At 62.6% G+C, this 19,011-nt stretch carries 19 protein-coding genes and 1 pseudogene; 10 read left to right on the forward strand and 10 right to left on the reverse strand.

The genetic code is table 11. The annotated features are described in order from the left end of the window. Positions 1-59: 59 nt before the first annotated feature. Positions 60-521 carry an RT0821/Lpp0805 family surface protein gene (locus GA829_RS27995; protein ID WP_195175801.1) on the reverse strand — a complete coding sequence of 154 codons (462 nt, stop codon included), beginning with the start codon at positions 519-521 and terminating at the stop codon, positions 60-62. A 41-nt stretch (positions 522-562) separates the two neighbouring features. On the opposite strand from GA829_RS27995, the gene pdxH reads away from it, so the two are divergent. Further along, positions 563-1,180 carry a pyridoxamine 5'-phosphate oxidase gene (gene pdxH / locus GA829_RS28000; protein ID WP_195175802.1) on the forward strand — a complete coding sequence of 206 codons (618 nt, stop codon included), beginning with the start codon at positions 563-565 and terminating at the stop codon, positions 1,178-1,180. A 137-nt stretch (positions 1,181-1,317) separates the two neighbouring features. Here pdxH and GA829_RS28005 read toward each other — a convergent pair whose 3' ends face one another. Both GA829_RS28005 and GA829_RS28010 read right to left on the reverse strand, forming a co-directional pair. Next, on the reverse strand, positions 1,318-2,073 hold the full coding sequence (locus GA829_RS28005) for a crotonase/enoyl-CoA hydratase family protein (RefSeq protein ID WP_195175803.1): 756 nt from the start codon (positions 2,071-2,073) through the stop codon (positions 1,318-1,320). 28 nt (positions 2,074-2,101) lie between these two features. After that, positions 2,102-3,871: an acyl-CoA dehydrogenase gene (locus tag GA829_RS28010; RefSeq protein WP_195175804.1), complete on the reverse strand. Its 1,770-nt coding sequence runs from the start codon at positions 3,869-3,871 to the stop codon at positions 2,102-2,104. Positions 3,872-4,053: 182 nt separating this feature from the next. Here GA829_RS28010 and GA829_RS28015 point away from each other — a divergent pair, with 182 nt between their 5' ends. The 3 genes from GA829_RS28015 to GA829_RS28025 all read left to right on the forward strand — a co-directional run bounded on the left by GA829_RS28015 (position 4,054) and on the right by GA829_RS28025 (position 6,131). Next, on the forward strand, positions 4,054-4,272 hold the full coding sequence (locus GA829_RS28015; protein ID WP_195175805.1) for a hypothetical protein: 219 nt from the start codon (positions 4,054-4,056) through the stop codon (positions 4,270-4,272). A gap of 97 nt (positions 4,273-4,369) precedes the next feature. Next, positions 4,370-5,533, forward strand: coding sequence for a glycoside hydrolase family 25 protein (locus GA829_RS28020; protein WP_258051995.1), 1,164 nt, complete (start codon positions 4,370-4,372; stop codon positions 5,531-5,533). 220 nt (positions 5,534-5,753) lie between these two features. Next, positions 5,754-6,131: a hypothetical protein gene (locus GA829_RS28025; protein ID WP_195175806.1), complete on the forward strand. Its 378-nt coding sequence runs from the start codon at positions 5,754-5,756 to the stop codon at positions 6,129-6,131. A gap of 165 nt (positions 6,132-6,296) precedes the next feature. Here GA829_RS28025 and purD read toward each other — a convergent pair whose 3' ends face one another. Beyond that, entirely contained in the window at positions 6,297-7,574 is a 1,278-nt protein-coding gene (gene purD / locus GA829_RS28030) for a phosphoribosylamine--glycine ligase (protein ID WP_195175807.1), read from the reverse strand. 152 nt (positions 7,575-7,726) lie between these two features. On the opposite strand from purD, the pseudogene GA829_RS28035 reads away from it, so the two are divergent. Then, positions 7,727-8,254: pseudogene (locus tag GA829_RS28035) on the forward strand (GNAT family N-acetyltransferase); the annotation flags it as partial. A gap of 32 nt (positions 8,255-8,286) precedes the next feature. Here GA829_RS28035 and GA829_RS28040 read toward each other — a convergent pair. Then, complete coding sequence (locus GA829_RS28040; RefSeq protein ID WP_195175808.1) at positions 8,287-9,096, reverse strand: phytanoyl-CoA dioxygenase family protein; 810 nt, start codon at positions 9,094-9,096, stop codon at positions 8,287-8,289. Between the two features lie 90 nt (positions 9,097-9,186). Between GA829_RS28040 and GA829_RS28045 the strand changes: the two genes are divergently transcribed. Together GA829_RS28045 and ubiA are read left to right on the forward strand one after the other, a co-directional pair. After that, complete coding sequence (locus GA829_RS28045) at positions 9,187-10,095, forward strand: LysR family transcriptional regulator (RefSeq protein ID WP_195175809.1); 909 nt, start codon at positions 9,187-9,189, stop codon at positions 10,093-10,095. 60 nt (positions 10,096-10,155) lie between these two features. Next, complete coding sequence (gene ubiA, locus GA829_RS28050) at positions 10,156-11,139, forward strand: 4-hydroxybenzoate octaprenyltransferase (RefSeq protein WP_195179836.1); 984 nt, start codon at positions 10,156-10,158, stop codon at positions 11,137-11,139. Positions 11,140-11,145: 6 nt separating this feature from the next. Here the strand turns inward: ubiA and GA829_RS28055 are convergent, their stop codons facing one another. From GA829_RS28055 to GA829_RS28065, 3 genes are all read right to left on the reverse strand, one after another. Beyond that, positions 11,146-11,712 (reverse strand): DUF6101 family protein, encoded by a 567-nt coding sequence (locus tag GA829_RS28055; protein WP_195175810.1) that lies wholly within the window; start codon positions 11,710-11,712, stop codon positions 11,146-11,148. Positions 11,713-11,895: 183 nt separating this feature from the next. After that, positions 11,896-13,326: an FAD-binding oxidoreductase gene (locus GA829_RS28060; protein WP_195175811.1), complete on the reverse strand. Its 1,431-nt coding sequence runs from the start codon at positions 13,324-13,326 to the stop codon at positions 11,896-11,898. A gap of 9 nt (positions 13,327-13,335) precedes the next feature. Then, a complete protein-coding gene (locus GA829_RS28065; RefSeq protein ID WP_195175812.1) occupies positions 13,336-14,310 on the reverse strand; it encodes an L-threonylcarbamoyladenylate synthase in 975 nt (324 codons plus the stop codon). Positions 14,311-14,477: 167 nt separating this feature from the next. On the opposite strand from GA829_RS28065, the gene GA829_RS28070 reads away from it, so the two are divergent. Beyond that, on the forward strand, positions 14,478-15,002 hold the full coding sequence (locus tag GA829_RS28070; protein ID WP_195179837.1) for a hypothetical protein: 525 nt from the start codon (positions 14,478-14,480) through the stop codon (positions 15,000-15,002). Positions 15,003-15,162: 160 nt separating this feature from the next. After that, complete coding sequence (locus GA829_RS28075; protein WP_195175813.1) at positions 15,163-15,552, forward strand: hypothetical protein; 390 nt, start codon at positions 15,163-15,165, stop codon at positions 15,550-15,552. A 65-nt stretch (positions 15,553-15,617) separates the two neighbouring features. Here the strand turns inward: GA829_RS28075 and GA829_RS28080 are convergent, their stop codons facing one another. Beyond that, the gene (locus GA829_RS28080) at positions 15,618-15,959 is read right to left on the reverse strand and encodes an ATPase (RefSeq protein ID WP_195175814.1); all 342 of its coding nucleotides are present in this window, start codon (positions 15,957-15,959) and stop codon (positions 15,618-15,620) included. A gap of 121 nt (positions 15,960-16,080) precedes the next feature. After that, positions 16,081-18,459 (reverse strand): glycine--tRNA ligase subunit beta, encoded by a 2,379-nt coding sequence (gene glyS / locus GA829_RS28085; RefSeq protein WP_195175815.1) that lies wholly within the window; start codon positions 18,457-18,459, stop codon positions 16,081-16,083. Positions 18,460-18,833: 374 nt separating this feature from the next. Here glyS and GA829_RS28090 point away from each other — a divergent pair, with 374 nt between their 5' ends. Continuing rightward, entirely contained in the window at positions 18,834-19,010 is a 177-nt protein-coding gene (locus GA829_RS28090; RefSeq protein WP_195175816.1) for a hypothetical protein, read from the forward strand. Position 19,011: the final 1 nt, after the last annotated feature.

Genomic DNA, 19,011 nt, shown 5'->3' on the forward strand with positions numbered 1-19,011 from the left:
TTATATGCGCTCGCATAGGAAGAAATTCCAGTAGCGTGCCGCCTATCGAAGGTGGAAAATCAGAGCGCCTTGAAGTCCTGCATCTGCCAAGCTCCGGCGCCTGCCAGGCAGGTCTCGCCCTTGAACAGGGCAACGCCGTCAAAGCTCTCCCGCGAGGCGGTAAAGCGGCGGCAAACCTGGCCCCTGTCCTTGGATTCCGCCAGTTCCGTGATCGACCCGCGCGAGCCGGTATCGGAGTTGGCCCACGGCACGGCCTGGCCGCCGAGTTCCTGGATATCCGCGGAAGAGACGGCGTTGCGGATCGTCGTCTGGTCGGAGGCACGATTGGCGTCGACCGGTGCCGCCGAAGCCGGCGTGGCGCTGGTCAGGATCGAACGGTCCACTTCGGCCTTCTCAAGGCTGAAACCGCCGGCCCCGCAGGCGGCCAGCGGCAGGACGATCACCATGATCGCGGCTTTGGCGCTGGCAGAAGCAATTACGCTCCATTGCCTGCTGTCAAAAGCTTGCGCGATACGCGACAATCGGCAACCTCCCTGGTGTCGTGACAATTTGAGAAAAAACTATGAGTGATGCAGAGTTAACAAGTGATGACTTTACCGAAGCCGCCGAGCCATTCAGGCTTTTCGCGGCATGGCTGCAGGACGCAACGAAGAGCGAGCCGAACGACCCCAATGGCGTCGCTTTGGCGACCGTCGATGCCGATGGCATGCCGGATGTGCGGATGGTGCTGCTCAAGGGGTTCGATGAAAGCGGCTTTGTGTTCTACACGAATTTCGAGAGCGCCAAGGGCCGGGAAATTCTTGGCAACATGAAGGCGGCAATGTGCTTCCACTGGAAATCACTTCGCCGGCAGGTGCGCGTGCGTGGTCCGGTGGAGATCGTCACGGACGCGGAAGCGGACGCCTATTATGTAACGCGCCCGCGCGGCAGCCGCATTGGCGCCTGGGCCTCGAAACAGTCGCGGCCGCTGGAAAGCCGCTTCGCGCTGGAAAAGGCCGTGGCCGAATACACGGCCCGCTATGCGATCGGCGACATCCCCAGACCAAAGCACTGGTCCGGCTTCCGCATCGTCCCGCAAGCGATCGAATTCTGGCATGACCGGCCATTCCGGCTGCACGACCGCGTCGTCTTCAGCCGCGACGCGAAAGGCGGATGGGACAAGGCAAAACTCTATCCCTGAGCATTATTGGATAGGAATGCGTCGTCAGGCTGGAGACTGGCCACGCCTATGGTGTGTTTGCCACATTGTTGAAGGCGCCACGGGACCGATTTCAACAACGCTCGGTCTGCGCGTCGCGACGCAACACCGGAAAAAATTCAACCGGCCTTCTTGCGTGACATGAAGGCCATCAGCGCGGCGCGCGCCTCGTCCGACTTCAGCCGTTCGCGGAAATGCCCGCTTTCCTCACCGATACGGGCGACGAGTTCGTCGCGCGAGCCGCGCATCAAGTCACGTGCGATCTTCAGCGCTTGCGGCGGTTTGGCGGCGATCTGACCGGCAGCGGCCAGCACCGAGGCTTCGAGCGAAGCTTCCTCGACCACCTCGTAAATCAGGCCGGCGGCTTTCGCCCGCTCAGCGGAAAAACCTTCGCCGAGACCGAGCAGCGCGAAGGCAGCCTGCCGGCCCAGAATCTGTGGCGCGAGCAGGCTGGAGCCTGCCTCCGGGACAAGGCCGAGATCGACGAAGGGTGTCCTGAACACGGTACGCGGCGTGGCGAAGGTCAGGTCGCAATGCAGGTTGAGCGTGGTGCCGATGCCGACCGCGATGCCATCGACGCCCGACACGATAGGTTTTTCCGCCTTGGCCAGCGCCAAAAGGAAATCCCAGACCTCGGTGCCGCCATCGCCGCCGGTGGCGACAACAAGGAAATCAGCAAGATCATTGCCGGATGAGAAGGCGCCCGGCACGCCAAGGAACACATGGACACGGATCGCCGGATCGGCGTCGCCGTCGACAAGTGCGGCCGACATGGTCGCGTACATGGCGCGGGTCAGCGCGTTCTTCTTGTCCGGGCGGTTCATGCGGATGATCTGAACGGCGCCCTGGCGTTCAACGAGGATGTGGTCTGTCACGGGTCGATCCTTCTGAAGCAGATTGGTGTCAGGCGGAAATCAGCGCCTTGCCGGCAAGGGCGAGGCTATCGCCACCGTCCAGGACGCGTTCCCGCAGCGCACGTGCCTCGCCAAGCAGGTTTTCGGCGAAGAAGCGGCAAAGTGCGATCCGGCTCTGGTCGGCAAGAGCACCGCGCGCCAGATAGGCGCCGCCGGCGGCAAGCGAGATCAGCCTGAGATAGGGCGTGGCGCCGGCCAGCGCCTGATCCACCTGACCGTCGGCCGCCAGTTTCTGCAGGAAGCGCGTCGCCTGGCTCAAATCATCTAGCGCCTGGTCGAGGACATCGGCGGTGCGGCCGAAACCCTCAAGATTAGACGTCCGCACCGCATTGGCGGCATCGGCCAGTTCGGCGATGTAGCCATGCACATGCTCACCGCCACCGAGCGGCAGCTTGCGCATCACCAGGTCGATCGCCTGGATGCCGTTGGTGCCTTCATAGATCGGCGCGATGCGCGCGTCGCGGTAAAGTGCCGCCGCGCCAGTCTCCTCGATGAAGCCCATGCCGCCATGCACCTGCAGCCCGAGCGAGGCGACATCGACACCGACATCGGTCGAAAATGCCTTGGCGAGCGGTGTCAGCAGATTGGCACGGTCACGCCAATGCGCGGCATCGTCGCCCTCGGACACACGTGCGAGATCGATGGCATGGGCGCAGGAATAGCTGATGGCGCGCGCCATCTGCGTCAGCGCCTTCATGGTCAAGAGATTGCGCTGCACATCCGGGTGATGGACGATCGGCGCCATGCCGGCGCCATCAAAGCTTGCCGCCTTGCCCTGACGGCGGTCATTGGCATAGGCGATCGCCTTCTGCGTTGCCGCTTCCGCCACCGCCACACCTTGCATGCCGACGCAGAGCCGCGCGTTGTTCATCATGGTGAACATGCAGGCGAGGCCCTTGTTCTCCTCGCCGATCAGCCAGCCGATAGCGCCCGGTTTGGCGCCCCCGAAACCGTCACCATAGATCATCGTGCAGGTCGGCGAGGCATGGATGCCCAGCTTGTGCTCCAGTCCGGAGCAGAAGACGTCATTGCGTGCGCCCAGCGATCCATCGTCGCCAACGAGAAATTTCGGCACCAGGAACAGCGAAATGCCGCGTGTGCCGGCCGGCGCATCGGGCAGCCGCGCGAGCACCAGATGAATGATGTTGTCAGTGAAGTCGTGCTCGCCGTAAGTGATGAAGATCTTCTGGCCGAAGATGCGGTAGGTGCCGTCGCCGGCCGGTTCGGCGCGGGCGCGCAGCGCGGCGAGGTCCGAGCCGGCCTGCGGCTCGGTCAGGTTCATCGTGCCCATCCACTCGCCGGAGACAAGCTTTGCCAGATATTTGGTCTTGAGTTCTTCGGAGGCATGTTTGTCGAGCGCTTCGACCGCGCCCATGGTCAGCGTCGGGCCGATGCCGAACGCCATGGCGGCGGAGTTCCACATCTCAAGCGCGGCGACGCCGAGCATGGTCGGCAGCGCCTGGCCGCCGAATTCTTCCGGCCCCGAAAGGGCATTCCAGCCGCCATCGATCCAGCGCCGGTAAAGCTCCTTCCAGCCGGGCGGCGTGGTGACGGCTGCGTCCTTCAGCACCGCCCCCTGCTCATCACCGATCTTGTAGAGCGGTGCCACCTCCTCGGTGGCAAAGCGTCCAGCCTCCGCCAGGATGGCGTCGACCAGATCCTCTCCCAGGTCGCCAAAGCTGCCGGCGGCGAGCGCCGCTTCCAGGCCAGCCACATGCTTCAGCGTGAAGGCGATGTCCTCGACAGGTGCCCGATACATACCGCTTGCTCCTCCTCAGCCTGGCGGGCCAACCCTAAGGTCGGCGAAACCGCAAGACCATCCATTGTTCGACGATCCAGCGATCTTCTTTTTACGTAAACGTCAAATTTTGTCACGTGGATTTTGCAATCGCGTCCGCATGCCTTAAATGCGAGCCAATACGCTTCACGAATGGAACGACGATGCTTGCCAGACCCGACGCCTATCGCTGCACGGAATGCGGCCTGCCCTACCGGTCGGAAGGCTTTTCCTACTATGAGGGCAAGATCGAGAACGGCGCCGCCTACTGGTCGGATCGCGGTATCCTGTGCTCGCCGCGATGCTCCATTGCCCATCATCGCAAACGCCAGGCCGAAGGGACGCTGCGGCAGGAACCGGCGCCCGATCCGTTTGAATTTTAGCGGGACATCCGCCGGTAGCGGCAGGAGGCGCGGAAGTATTTCTTAACCATAGCGGCGCAGGATCGGTGTTTGGTCAGCGGGGATTCCCTGTTTGAAAATGCCGGCACGCCCCCTTCGCCGCATAGCGCTTGTCGCCATCGCGGCGGCAATGGCGCTGTCGACGGCGGCAAGGGCCTCGGACTTTTCCCAGCCGTGGAAGGATGCCGACCGCGCCCTTGTCATCGACGCCTACGAATACAACTCCATCGACTGGGCGCAGCTTGCAACAGACAAGCGCATCGTCGGCTTTATCAACAAGGCTTCCGATGGCATGCCGCCGCCGTATTTCTGTTTCGGTAACGAGACCGAGGTGCGCCTTTGCAAGGCACTGTGGAAACGTTATGCGGTGACGCGCGAATTGTTTCAGACCCGCAAGGTGGTGGCCAAGGCGCTTGGCCTGAAATGGGGCGCCTACCATCTCGGCCGTCCCGGCAACCCGGTCGAGCAGGCCAACAATTTCATCGATTTCGCCGAACCCGGGCCGGACGATCTCATCGCTCTCGATGTCGAGGACGACGATCCTTCGCAATGGATGTCGCTGGATGACGCCGAGGAATTCGTGCGCCAGGTGCATCGGCGGCTCGGCCGCTTCCCGATCCTCTACACCAACGGCAACACCGCCAGGCGCATCGCCGACAACAGCTACAAATATCAGCTGCTGTCGCGGCTGCCGTTGTGGTACGCCCGCTACAAGCCTGACATCGACGTGCATTTTCCGATGGGCAACTGGCAGAGCTACACGCTGTGGCAGTTTTCAGCGCGAGCCAATTGCGGCCGCTTCCGCTGCCCCTACCGCGTTGCCGGCACGCCCAACGACATCGACGTCAATGTCGCTCCGATGGATGCGGCCGCCTTGCGCCAGGCGTGGCCCTTCGGCGGGCTGATCGACGTACCGGCCGACTATCTCGCATCGATACCGGTGCCGGTGTCGCGCGAGACTGGGCTGAAGGGCAATTTCACCCTCACCTATGCCTCCGTGGCGACGCCGCCGACCTTCGTCGAGATGGCAGCGGTGCTTGGCACGCGCTGGGGGAAATTCCGCGACGGCTTTCGCATGCCCGTGGTCAAAACGGTGCCGCGACGTCCGCACTTCGGCATTGCCGACTATGTCGCCTGGAAGCGGACCGAGCCGCGCTCGCCCGCGCTGCTTGACGCGGCCTTTACCGCCGCGGCCGACCCGGTCAGCACCGCCTCGACGACGCTCGACCGCAGCGAGCGCTGAAAGCCGGCACAGCCTGCATTACGCCCTGGAGAAGATTGCCCCCCAACCAGAAGACTCCGACCCGTCCTGCCGGCGAGCGAATCAGTTCCATCCGTGGCGCCAAACCAGAACCATGGTGGCTCATTCCATTGCTCATTCTGGGCGGCGCGCTGGTGGCAGCCTGAGATTCGGCGTAAATGACAGGTGAGCGAGTGTCTGCACTGACAGAGATCGGATAATTATGGCGACGGAGAAAATCGACAAACCAGAGGATTTCATAAATTCTTTTTCATTCCACGATGTCAGTTTAGACGGAATAACTATCGATTTCGATAGTCAAACTGCGACTCTGATTACACCGGATATGAATTGGAATTACGAAGGAGACCAGGGATATGTTAAGAGGCCGTGCAGATTAATATTTGGAGGGACGACCGCGTATTTCATAGATGTTGTTGATTTGGAAGGGGTACGAATAGGGGACATAAGTGCAAATATCATAGACGAATTTATTTTGGTAAATATTAATCTCAATCTTGGAGGCGGCAGCTCCAGCTGGGGACGAGATCGTGGCAGCATTAGTTTTATGTTTAAAACTCTTGAAGTAGACGATATGTAGTTATCCACCCCCTGCCGCCACGGGCGTGTCTCACCGAATGGATCGGAACCACCCTCTTCGGTCCGCGCCTGGCTATCTTACTGAACCTGCTTCAGTTGGTGAACTTTCAGGCGGGAGGGATGACGTTCCGACCAACAATCCATCTCGATCGCAGACACAGAGGCCTCAATCCGCCTTCTCGCGTGCCACCGCCTGCCAGCCGATATCCCTGCGGCAAAAGCCGTCCGGCCAGTCGATGCGGTCGACCGCGGCATAGGCCTTTCTCTGGGCCTCACCGACCGTCTTGCCTGTCGCCGTGACGTTGAGCACGCGGCCGCCATTGGCGACCAGCGCGCCACCATTGATGGCGGTGCCGGCATGGAATATCTCGACGCCGTCGCCCGCCGCCTCGTCGACGCCTCTGATGACCGAACCTTTTTCCGGCGCGCCGGGATAACCCCTGGCCGCCATCACCACGGTCAGTGCTGCCTCTTCACGCCAGCGCGCCGACATGTGCGCAAGCTGGCTATCGGCGCAGGCGTTGAGCAGAACCAGCAGATCATCCTTCAGCCGCATCATCAGCACCTGGCATTCGGGATCGCCGAAGCGGGTGTTGTACTCGATCAGTTTCGGGCCCTTGTCGGTGATCATCAGTCCGGCGAACAGCACGCCCGAAAACGGCGCGCCCAGCTCAGCCATGCCGCGCATGGTCGGCTCGATGATCTCGCGCATGGTGCGGTCGATCATTTCAGGTGTCATCACCGGAGCCGGCGAATAGGCGCCCATGCCACCGGTGTTAGGGCCGGTATCGCCATCACCAACGCGCTTGTGATCCTGAGCGGTGCCGAAGGGCAGCGCGGTGGTGCCATCACAGAGGCAGAAGAAGCTCGCTTCCTCGCCGGTCATGAACTCCTCGACCACCACCTCCGCGCCCGCCGCTCCAAAGGCCCCGTCGAAACAGTTTTCGAGTGCGGCCAGCGCCTCGGATAGCGTCATGGCAACGGTGACGCCCTTGCCGGCGGCAAGGCCATCGGCCTTGATAACGATCGGCGCGCCCATCTTCTCGACATAGGCCTTGGCCGAGGCCAGATCGCCGAAGCGGCCATAGGCGGCGGTTGGAATGTCGTATCTGGCACAGAGATCCTTGGTAAAACCCTTCGAGCCCTCCAGCCGCGCCGCGGCCTTGGAGGGGCCAAAGACGCGGATGTCTTGAGCGCGAAGATCATCGGCAATGCCGGCGACCAGCGGGCCTTCCGGACCAACCACGACCAGGTCGATCTTCTTGTCCTTGCAGAAGGCGACGACAGCGGCGTGATCCGCGATGTCCAGTCTTACAAGTTCGGCTTCGCGGCCGATGCCTGGATTGCCGGGAGCAGCATAGAGTTTGGTGAGCAGCGGCGACGCCGCGATCTTCCAGGCAAGCGCGTGTTCGCGACCGCCGGAACCGAGAAGAAGAACGTTCATGCGGCGTAACCTCGCGAGACCGTCGAACCGAGGCCCCTCCGCTAGTGTCCACGCGGCGGCGGGTCAAGCCGAGATGACCGGTTGGCCCATGTTTCCTGCGCAACAACGGCTTGCGGCAGGCATCTTCCTTGGCTACCGCCTTTCTGTTCTGGTTGGAGCGACGGGTGCCTATCGTCATTGTCCCGGCGAATGCCGCATATGTCGGCGGCGTGGAGAATCAGGACTTCAGCTTCCTGGTCGACGCGTTCTGCGAGCCGGAATTCGGCAGATCGGTAGCGGATTGGGTGCAAAGGCCCGTTTCGCCTTACTGGAAGGATTATCGCGCGACACAAAATGAGACTCAGGAGGCAAGCGATGTTGGGTTTGGCGCCCTGGACGACCAGATGTCGGTCGGGCGCATACTGATCAGCCACAATTGGAACGACTATTGTCTGGTCGACGACATTGCCGTCGACACCCTCTATCGAGGTCTCGGTGTTGGCCGCCTGCTGATGGACGCCTGCATGGACTGGGCCCGGGCCGAACGCCTTGCCGGCATCATGCTGGAGACCCAGAACAACAACATTGCCGCGTGCCGCTTCTACGAGCGCTATGGTTTCGAGCTGGGCGGCATCGACCGCCTACTCTATGGCGGGCTGAGCCCGCGAACCGGGGAGATTGCGCTGTTCTGGTATTTCAGTTCGACAGGCAGGGCTGATCGGCTTGATCAGGCTCAACTCTGGAAAACAACCGGGAACCAGTCTTCGCGCAATTTTTGTCCGGGCTGCATGCCATGCCCTGGATAGGGCGGCGATGTTCGGCCCGGCCGCTCGACATAACGGGCATCGTCGCCGACCCAGCGCAAGGACAGCGCCCTGCGCCGCGCCGCGGTCAGGTTACCTCGCGCACCATGCGCGGTCCTGAAATCGAACAGGATGGCGTCGCCCGGCTCCATTTCCCACTCCAGCACCTTCATGCCGGGTTCGTTGTCCGGATCGGGCACCGGCAGGTAGTCGCCCTCGCCGGCGTAGAAACTTGAGTCATCGAGCCAACGCACCGGAAGGATCATCTTGTCCCATTTGTGGGAGCCGGCGATCAGCCGCAAGGTGGCTTCCTTCACGGGGTCGATGGGAATCCAGAAACTCACCGTCTGCTGGCCGTCGACAAAATAATACGGAATGTCCTGATGCCAAGGCGTCGGCTTCTGCGTGCCGGGCTCCTTGACCAGCACATGGTCATGGAAGAACTGCGCGCTGCGCGATTGCATCACGGCTGCTGCCAATGAGGCCGCCGGCGATTCGCGCACCAGTTTGACGAACTCGGGAATGCGCTCCCAGTTGCAGTAATCATCGAAGAAACTGCCACGGCCATTGGCGATATCCGATGCTGTCGCACTGCGGTTGAGCATGTTGCGCTCGATGCCGGCGGCAATCGTGTCGACCCAGCCCTTGAAGGCGCCGCGAATGCAGACCGCGCCGTCGCGCTGATAGGCGGCAATTGTGTCCGCGTCGATGACTGCCTGAGTGTCGATCTGGGAATCCATGGCCGTTCTCCTCTTGAGATGAACCGACTATCGCAATCGCCTTTCATTCAGTAAAATAATAACTTTCCATCCGACACATAGGACCACTCTATGAATGTGACGCTCACACAGCTGCGCTATCTCGTCGCCGTGGCGCGGCAAGGCAGCGTCACCGGCGCCGCGAGGATGCTGAATGTCTCGCAGCCTTCCGTTTCGGTAGCCATTGACGCCGTCGAGAAGAATTTCGGGCAGAAGCTGTTTGTACGGCAGCGCGGCAGCGGCGTGTCGTTGACATCCTTCGGACGGGCGGTGGTTGCGAAGGCAAGACAGGTTCTCACCGAAACGGACGAACTCGTCGGTCTGGGCTCCAGCAAATCGGCCGTGGGCGGCGAACTGGTGCTGGGCTGTTTCGAGGATCTCGCCCCTTTCTTCGTGCCCGCTCTCATCCGCGCCTTCTCCGAACGCTATCCGGCCGTCGAAGTGGTCGTCCGCGACGAAACTTTCGAGACGCTTGGTCGACGCCTCAGTGACGCGGCCATCGATCTCGGCCTTACCTATGATCTCAGCCTGCCGACCCATTTCGCCCGCATCCTGCTGCGCGAATTGCGCCCGCATGCGCTGTTGCCGGCAGGCCATGTGCTGGCGGATCGCCCCTCGGTCAGCCTGGCGGATCTGGCTGCCTATCCGTTGATCACGACGGACCAGCCGCACAGCTGGCAGCACATGCTGGACCTGTTCCGAAGCCGCGGCCTATCGCCCGTGGCCGACGCGACCACAAGCTCGTTCGAACTGCAGCGCAGCATGGTTGCCAACGGTTTCGGTGTCGCGGTCAGCTATACCCGTCCGTATGGCGACCGCAGCTATGACGGCCTGCCGCTGGTCTGCAAGCCACTGTCCGATCCACTGCCCATGCAGCGGATCATCCTGACGCATGACACGCATCAGCGGGTGCCGAATGCGGTGCTGGCCTTCATCGACGTGGCCAAGGGCTGGTTCGCCTCTCACGACATCTTCGCGTGATGACATGGTTCGCGAGCGAGACTGCTTGACGGCCTTCGTCACTGCTGCCAATCCAGCGTGATGGAACCCGTTCAGTCGAGAGCAGCCCAGGGGCGCGTCGCCGATGCACCGAGCAGGCATTGGGTCTACCGGGTGCTGCCGCGCTCGCTGTGGCCCTACGCGCAGCTTGCCCGGTGGGACCGGCCAATCGGCTGGCAATTGCTGCTGTGGCCTTGCTGGTGGTCAGCGGCACTTGCGGCAAGCGCTTATCCGCGCCCCGGTGACCCGCTGCTCTCGCTGCTGCCGGCGCCCTGGTATCTCGCGCTGTTCCTGATCGGCGCCATCGCCATGCGCGGCGCCGGCTGCACCTACAATGACATCGTCGACGAGAACATCGACAATCAGGTGGAGCGCACGCGGTCCCGGCCGCTGCCGTCGGGCAAGGTCACGCGCCGGCAGGCCTGGGTGTTTCTTGTCCTGCAGGCGTTGGTGGGGCTTGCGGTGCTGCTGCAATTCAACAGCTTTGCCGTGCTGCTCGGCGTCTGTTCGCTGGCCGTCGTTGCGGTCTACCCCTTCATGAAGCGGTTCACCAACTGGCCGCAATTCGTGCTTGGACTGGCCTTTTCCTGGGGCGCGCTGATGGGATGGGCGGTGGAGTTCGGCGATCTCGATGGGCCCGCCGTGATGCTCTATATCGGCTCCATCCTGTGGGTGATCGGCTACGACACGATCTACGCGCACCAGGACAAAGAGGACGACGCCATCGTGGGTGTGCGCTCGACAGCGCGGCTTTTCGGCGACAACACCAAAATGTGGCTGGCGGGGCTTTATGGCGGTGCGCTGGTCTGCTTCGCCATCGCCTTTGCCTCGGCACAAGCGCCGGTGCCGGCATTGGCCGGGCTGATTGCCGCCGGCGCCCATATGGCACGGCAGATCGCGGTGCTGGATATCGACAATCCGGACCAATGCCTGCGGCTGTTCAGATCAAACAACCAGGTTGGCTGGCTGATTTTCCTTGGCCTGATCGGCGGCGCAATCTGGGTGGCGCTGAAGCCGCTGGTCTAGCGATGCCTACTCCCGCGAAATAATCTCCTGGCCATCGATGACCAGCCTGAGGCCGAGGTCGCCGGCCCGGCGGCGAGCGAGGAATCGCGGGCGGCGCGACGTTGAAACACGGCCCTTGCGGCGATCCTGCGCCGGCAGCGTCTTGATGGCGGCGCCAAGCGATTCCTCAAGCGTGCGGGCAATGCCGTCCGATTCGATCAGCAGCATCGGCAAGCGGTAGGCATCGGCCCAGGCGCGCCAGTCGGCGGCGACATCCTCCAGATCATCGGCCACCAGCAGCGGCACCGAAAGCATCGGGTCGTTGTGCAGCAACTCAAGCGTCACCGTGACATTGCCTTCCGGGTCCTCCATGGCGCGGGCGGCGACGCCGCGAAACGCGTTGGCGGGCAGAGCGATGATCGCCGGCACGCCGCTCATCTCGAGCAAGCGGCGGATGACAGCGCCACGCTGGTCGATGGTGAAGGTCACGTCGCCATAGTCGTCGCGAGTGGCGTAGCTCACCACTTGCGGCAGGCGGAACGGGTCGAGGCGCATGTTGCGTCCCGCCCAGACGGGCTTCAGTCCGGTGTTCATCTAGTGCCTTCCTGTCTCTCCTGAGAGCCGGTGTCCGGTTCTCTCCGGGCCGGTTTTTCCAGCCTCGTTTGTGAGGAGACAGTAGCGCGGGGTCCTTACCGCCGCGCTTAAGAAAGTCGGTTAAATTTTGCTGATCTCAGGGATGGTTATCGGAATGCCACCAGGCACAAGATGTTGAAAGGATCAGATAACCTTACCGGGATTCATGATCCCGGCCGGGTCGAAGGCGTGTTTGACCCGGCGCATCAAATCGATCGCCATCGGCGGCGCCGTGGCGATCAATTCATCCCGCTTCAGTTGGCCGATCCCGTGCTCGGCCGAGATCGAACCCTGGAAACCGCGCACCACGTGGTGCACGGCATCGTTCATGAGGTGATAGAGAGCCAGGAACGCATCATCATCGCCGCCTTCCGGGCGGGAAATGTTGTAGTGCAGATTGCCGTCGCCCATATGGCCGAAACAGACAACGCGCGCGCCGGGGCTGACCAAAGCCACCGCACCAGCTGCTTTTTCGATGAACCGTGGGATCATTGCCACCGGCACCGAAATGTCGTGCTTGATCGAAGCGCCCTCCGGCTTTTGCGATTCCGGCAGAACTTCGCGGAAATTCCAGAAGGCGTCCCCCTGTGCGAGGCTCGCCGCGATGACGGCATCGCCGAAGAATTCCTGCTCAAGGCCGGCTGAAAGAACGTCTTCGATCAAGCCCCGTGCATCCTCTGCCGAGCGGCCCGACGAAATCTGCATCAGCACGTACCACGGCCAGTCTTGCGCCAGTGGCCGCACCACACCCTGGGCATGCGCCAGCGTGAAGTCGTATGGCCGCTTGCCGATCAGCTCAAAGGCGGTAAGCGCGGCACCCGCGCGGTCCATCGCCAGGCTGAACAGAGAGAGTGCGGCTTCAGGCGACGAGAGGCCGACAAAGGCTACCTCGCGCCCCTTCGGTTTCGGGAACAGCTTGAGCACGGCAGCGGTGATGACGCCAAGCGTGCCTTCCGCGCCGACGAAGAGGTTCTTCAAATCGTAGCCGGTGTTGTCCTTCTTCAGCTTGCGCAGGTCGTCAAACACCTCTCCCGTCGGCAGCACCACCTCGACGCCAAGGCAGAGTTCCCGCGCATTGCCATAGGCAAGGACGCCTGTTCCACCGGCATTGGACGAGAGATTGCCGCCGATCTGGCAGGAGCCTTGCGCTGCAAGCGACAGCGGGAACAGCCGGTCGGCTGCGTCGGCGGCTTCCTGCAAGGTCTGCAGGATAACGCCGGCCTCGACCGTCACGGTGTTGGACAGGACATCGATTTCGCGAATGCGGTTCAGCCGCGACAGCGACAGCACGATTTCGCGGCCGGATTTGTCCGGCACCTGGGCGCCGACGAGCCCGGTGTTGCCGCTTTGCGGCACGACGGGCGTTCCGGTTTCGCTGGCCAGGCGCATGATCCGGCTGACCTCCTCGACGCTGCCCGGGCGCAGCACCAGCGATGTCGCGCCATGCCAGAGCCCGCGCCGTTCAATCAGGTAGGGCGCGATGTCCTGCTGGTCACGCAGCGCGTATTTGTCGCCGACGATGGCCGCGAAGCGGGTTGCGAGGGCGGGGTCGAGATTTTCTGAGGCTTCGGTCATCTGGGAACGCTATGTCTCGGAGGGGATGATGTCACGCGGCGCGGCGGCACGCGAAAGCCGATCGTTGATCGCTTCGCCCAGCCCGTCGAATGGAATTGGCTCGACGGCGATGGTTTTGGCGCCGCTGCGGTCGAGATCCTGCATATAGGCAAAGAGATTGGCCGCGGCCTCGCGCAGATCACCTGACACAGACAGGTTTTTCAGGGCGACCACTGCTTGCCAGCCCTCGGCCCGCCGGCCGCCAAAGGCCAGCAAGGCCTCGCCTGCCTCGACTTTTTCGGCGTTGAGCCGCATTGCCGCGCCCGGCGCGTAGTGCGAGGCGAGCATGCCCGGCGCTTCGATGCCCGCCACGGCACCGCGCAGCAGCTTCATGCCGACGGCCGCTTCGATCTCCTCGGCGGCGACGCCACCTGGCCTGAGTAGCCGCAACGTTCCGGCCTCGACCTTGACGATGGTCGATTCCAGCCCGACCGGCGTCGCACCGCCGTCGACCACCAGCTTGATCCGGCTGCCGAGATCGGCGGCCACGGCTTCAGCCGTTGTCGCGCTGATTTTACCCGATGAATTGGCGCTGGGCGCGGCTAGAGGATGGCCGAGCCTGGCGATCAACTCGCCACCGAATCCTCTCGGCATGCGCAAGGCGATCGTGTCGAGCCCGGCGGTGACCAGCGGGTGAATGCCGTTGCCGGGCCGCTGTGGCAGCACCAGTGTCAGTGGACCCGGCCAGAATGCCCGCGCCAGCTTTTCCGACAGCGGATCGAACCGGGCAATGCGTTCCGCCATTGCCAGATCGGCCACATGCGCGATCAACGGATTAAAGCGCGGCCGGCCCTTGGCCTCGAAAATGCGCGCCACGCCGACGCCATTGGTTGCATCGCCGGCGAGCCCGTAAACGGTTTCCGTCGGAATCGCGACGACATCGCCGCCCGCCAGCAAGGCCAGCGCCCGCTCCATTGCCTCGCCGACGGCAAGTATTTCTGCCACGCGTCACCTCACAGATGCCGGTGCGTAATACGCTGCCGCGCTCGGGGCAAGTCCGGGCATTGGCGATTTATCAATTCCTAAAATGCTATCTTTCCGTGCAAGCCGGTATCAATCGCCATCCGCTATCGTGCCGGCTTGCTGGGCAAAGGGGAGCTGTTATCGTGGCTATGCGTATATTGGGAGCACTGGGCGTCACTCTGGTGGCGATGACCACCGTGGCGCAGGCCTCGTCGCTGGTTTTTCCCGCCGCATCATCCTCGACGCCTTCCATCGTCTGGATCGGTGCGCCCAAGACGGCGGAGACGGCTGCAGCCAGCACAACCAAAGCCGGTGATGTGCAGCATGCGCGATCGGTCGTAGCGCTCGGCGACAAGATCCCTGACGTGACCTATGAAAAAGTGGCGGCGATCCCCGACAAACCAGCGCCGAGCCATGGGCCCGTGCAGGCCCCGATGATCATTCGTGGCGGCGTCGTTGGTGGTGCATTCTCCGCCCCGACGCCCAGCAAGGCGCAAGCCACGACCACGGCGCCCGCCGCCGCGCCCGCCGCCGCGCCAGCCAAGGCAACGGCCACTGCCTCGGCAGCGCCGACGCGAGCGCCCAATGGCGAGAAGGCTGCCGCTGCGGGCCGGTCGCCTCCGGCGGCACAAAAGCCGCAACCGCCCATCCCCGGCGTCGGCGAAGCCAAGTAGCCGAAGCGCTTATCAATCAACTTGACGCCAGTCCGGCGCCCGGCGCACCATTGCTCGGAGCCTTGGCCGACCGTATAGCGCGGCGAAGCATCGCCGCCCGAATTTCGGCAATCAGCTCCGGCAGACCGTATTTCATCACTCAGGGCAAAGGGGTTTTAACATGAGCAAGCCAAGAACCATCACCATGGCCGGCCTTCTGCTGGCATCACTGCTGGGCGTCGGCGCCGCCCATGCCGACGACATGCTGGGGTCCTATGTCGCCCGCATTTCCGACCGGGATCATCACGCCAGCGACGGCTACGCGCTGGACAATGCAGCGCAGATGGTGCGGCAGGACCGTGCCAACTGGCACAAGTTCCACCAGCGCGACAGCGACGACGAAGGCGATGGATGGTTCCGGACCAATGATCAGCGGGCTCAGTTGCAGCGCATGCTGGAGCGCGGCGGCGCGATGAGCGCATCGACCAAGCGCGCCATCGTCAATGGTGAACCGTTGATACAGGTCGACGTCTATGAAGACAGCGTGCGCGTCAGCATTCTCGAAAATTGAATAAGAAAGGGCGGCGCCTGCGCGCCGCCCACTCTCGTCGACAAAGATTCTTGCCGGCTGAAATTTCAGGCAGCGACTTCTTCGTCGGTGTCGTCTTCGGCGGTCTCTTCGTCGGACTCGTCTTCTTCGGCTTCGCCATCTTCAGCCTTCACGCTGTCGTCGGCGTCGTCTTCTTCATCTTCCTCGTCTTCGTCCTCATCGTCACCCAAAAGAGTGGCGGTTTCGGCGTCGCCTTCGTCAGACTCTTCGCCGTCTTCATCGTCGCCGTCTTCGTCGTCATCCGACATATCGGCGGCTTCGACCGTGGCAGCGGCGGCGTGATCGAGGGTGGTTTCGGAAGCGGATTCAAGCGCCCCCGCAGCGCTTGAGGTTTCTTCAGTCACTTCGATTTCGTGATCGGAATTCATGGAAGCCTCCGTGGGTTGGGGAACATGTCCCTTTTGCCACGGAGAGATCATCGTCATATGACTGTAAGCCGGCTCGAATGGCCGGCCGGACGATATTTTTTCCGGGCGCCTGAAGCTCGTTTTATCCGGCGATCTTGGAGAAATCCGCGACCTGATCTGTGGCCGCGCGGATGCGGGCGAGCAGCGCCAGACGGTTGGCGCGTACGGCCAAGTCCTCATCATTCACGAGAACGCGTTCAAAGAATGAATCAACGGGTTCGCGCAAAACGCTAAGCGCCAGCATGGCGCCGGAATAGTCTTCGTTGTGAATCGCTTGGCCGGCTTCCTTCTCGGCTTGATTCACCGCCGCAAACAGCGACTTCTCGGCATCCTCGCGAAACAACGCCGGCTCAACAGTCTCGGCGACCACCGTTTTCTTCTTCTCCTCGGCGGCCAGAATGTTGGCCGCGCGCTTGGTGCCGGCGAGCAGGTTCTTGCCATCCTCGGTGTCGAGGAATTTGCCCAGCGCTTCAACGCGGCGAACGATCCGCAGGAGGTCATCGGACCGCGGCGTGATGACCGCGTCGATGAGGTCATGCCGTGCGCCCTGATCGCGGAGATAGACCTTCAGGCGATCGTGGAAGAAGGAAAGAAGATCATTCGTGAACGGAGCCAACGAGGCCTCCAGTTCCATGACGCGCTGCCCATCGAAGAACTCTCGTTCCGGGTCGGCAGCACCAAAGGTCTCAGATGCTGCCTTATTGAGGCCGTCCTTCACCAACCTGGCGACAAGGCCTGATTCCGGCAAAAGGCGGCTTTCCCCCCGGTATTCCTTGATCCGGGCATCCAGCATCGCCACGACGCCTCTGGCCTGCGCACCTTCACCAGAACGTTCATAGGCAGAAAGCGCCGCCGCGACGGTCGCGGCAATGGCGACACTGAAGGAGAGCTTGATCTTGTTTTCAAGCACGATCCTCACCACCCCCAGCGCAGCGCGGCGCAATGCATAGGGGTCCTTCGATCCGGTCGGCTTTTCATCGATAGCCCAGAAGCCAACCAATGTGTCGAGCTTGTCGGCGAGTGCGACAGCGACGGACACCGGATCGGTCGGCACTCGGTCGGATGGGCCCTGCGGCTTGTAATGCTCCTCGATCGCGGCGGCCACGCTCGCATGCTCGCCTTGCAGCAGCGCGTATTTGCGGCCCATGGCGCCTTGCAGTTCCGGGAATTCGCCAACCACTTCGGTCGTGAGGTCAGCTTTGGCCAGGACTGCGGCGCGGCGTGCAAGGGTGGGCTCAGCGCCGACAACCGGCGCGATCTCGTTCGCCAGGTTGCTCATGCGCTCCACCCGTTCGCCCTGCGTGCCAAGCTTGGCGTGGAACGTCACATTGAGATGATCCAGGCGGGCCATGCGCTGATCGAGCGGCTTCTTCAGGTCAAGTCCGAATTTTTCCGCCGAGGTCTGCAACTGGTCGAGATCGGGCAGATCGCCCTGGTCGGTCTTCCAGAAATAGAGCGCATCCGACAATCGCGCGCGCACAACCTTGCCGTTGCCGTGGGCAATTTCCTTGCCACCATCGCTGGCCTCGATGTTGGCGGTCAGCAGGAAGCGGTTGGAAAGGTCTTCGCCAACGCCTTGCGGGCGGGTGACGAAGCACTTCTGGTTGGCGCGGATGGTCAGTCGGATCACTTCGGCCGGAATGGCGAGGAAAGCCTGCTCGAATTCGCCCATCAGCACGACAGGCCATTCGACGAGGCCCGACACTTCTTCCAACAGCCCCTCGTCTTCGACCAGTTCAAGGCCGTTGGCGAAGGCGAGGTTTTTCGCGTCGGCAAGGATGATCTCCTTGCGCCGGTCAGCGTCGAGCACGACCTTGGCCGCCTCCAGCTTGGTAACGTAGTCGTCAAAGCGGCGCACGACGATTTCGCCCGGCGCGTGAAAGCGGTGGCCGTACGTGATGTTGCCCGAGCGGATGCCGTCGATCTCGAAGTCGACGACCACCGGTTCCTCGGTCTCCGGGCCGAAAGTGCACAGGATCGACTGCAGCGGCCGAACCCAGCGCAGCGAACCGGGCTTCGCCGAGGCCGGCCCCCAGCGCATAGATTTCGGCCACGGGAAGCCACGGATAATGCCTGGCACCAGCTCGGCGATGATCTCTTCGGCCGCCCTGCCCGGCTTCGAGATATGGGCGACGTAGAAATCGCCCTTCTTCGGGTCGGAGTGGACATGCGCTTCGGCAATGGAGGACAGACCGGCCTTGCGCAGAAAGCCTTGCACCGCCTGTTCGGGCGCCGTTGTCGCGGGACCCTTGATCTCCTCGCTTATATCCTTCGAGCGCGCCGTGAGGCCTCTGACATCGAGCGTCAGACGGCGCGGCGTCCAATATTCGCGCGCCGCTTCATAGGTGAGCCCAGCCTCGACCAGACCGTCGGTCAGCATCTTCTTCAGGTCGCCCGCCGCCTTGCGCTGCATGCGCGCGGGGATTTCCTCGGAGCGAAGTTCGAGCAAAAGATCCGGCATTAGAGTTTCTCCACCCGCATGCCTTCTTTCTGTTTGCGCGTCCTCGCGCCTCCGGCGCTGCGGGCGCGCGGCTGGGCGGGGATTTCCTCGGAGCGGAGTTCTAGAAGCAGGTCAGGCATCAGGGCTCCTCACCCTCTCTATCGGAGAAGGTCGGCGCGCAGCGCCGGGATGGTGTCTCGAATGCGCGGGGAATAGCAACTCGGCTCGCCGCTGTCACCCCGCATGCTGGTTGCCGGCTTCGCCAATTTTACAAAACTCCGGACTGCCTGTCGGGCTGATGCCGCACCGTGCGTCCTTGGATCAAAGATTTCCATGAACCGAACCCGGCGCTGAAGCGACCCACGCTCAGGCAGAGAACTATTGGCTGGACGACGATGAAAACGGTATCGAGACTTCTGCAGATCCTGGCACTCAGCGCCTGCTTCGCCGCGCAGGTTCATGGCGCCTTCTCGATGCCTGGCGTCCGCCAAGCCTTGCGGACGATATCCAGCTCGAACAGCCAGAACCTGTCGCCGATCAGCACGTCGATGGAAATCGCACAGGCAGCGTGAG

The sequence above is a fragment of the Mesorhizobium sp. INR15 genome (assembly GCF_015500075.1).
Classification (GTDB): Bacteria; Pseudomonadota; Alphaproteobacteria; order Rhizobiales; family Rhizobiaceae; genus Mesorhizobium.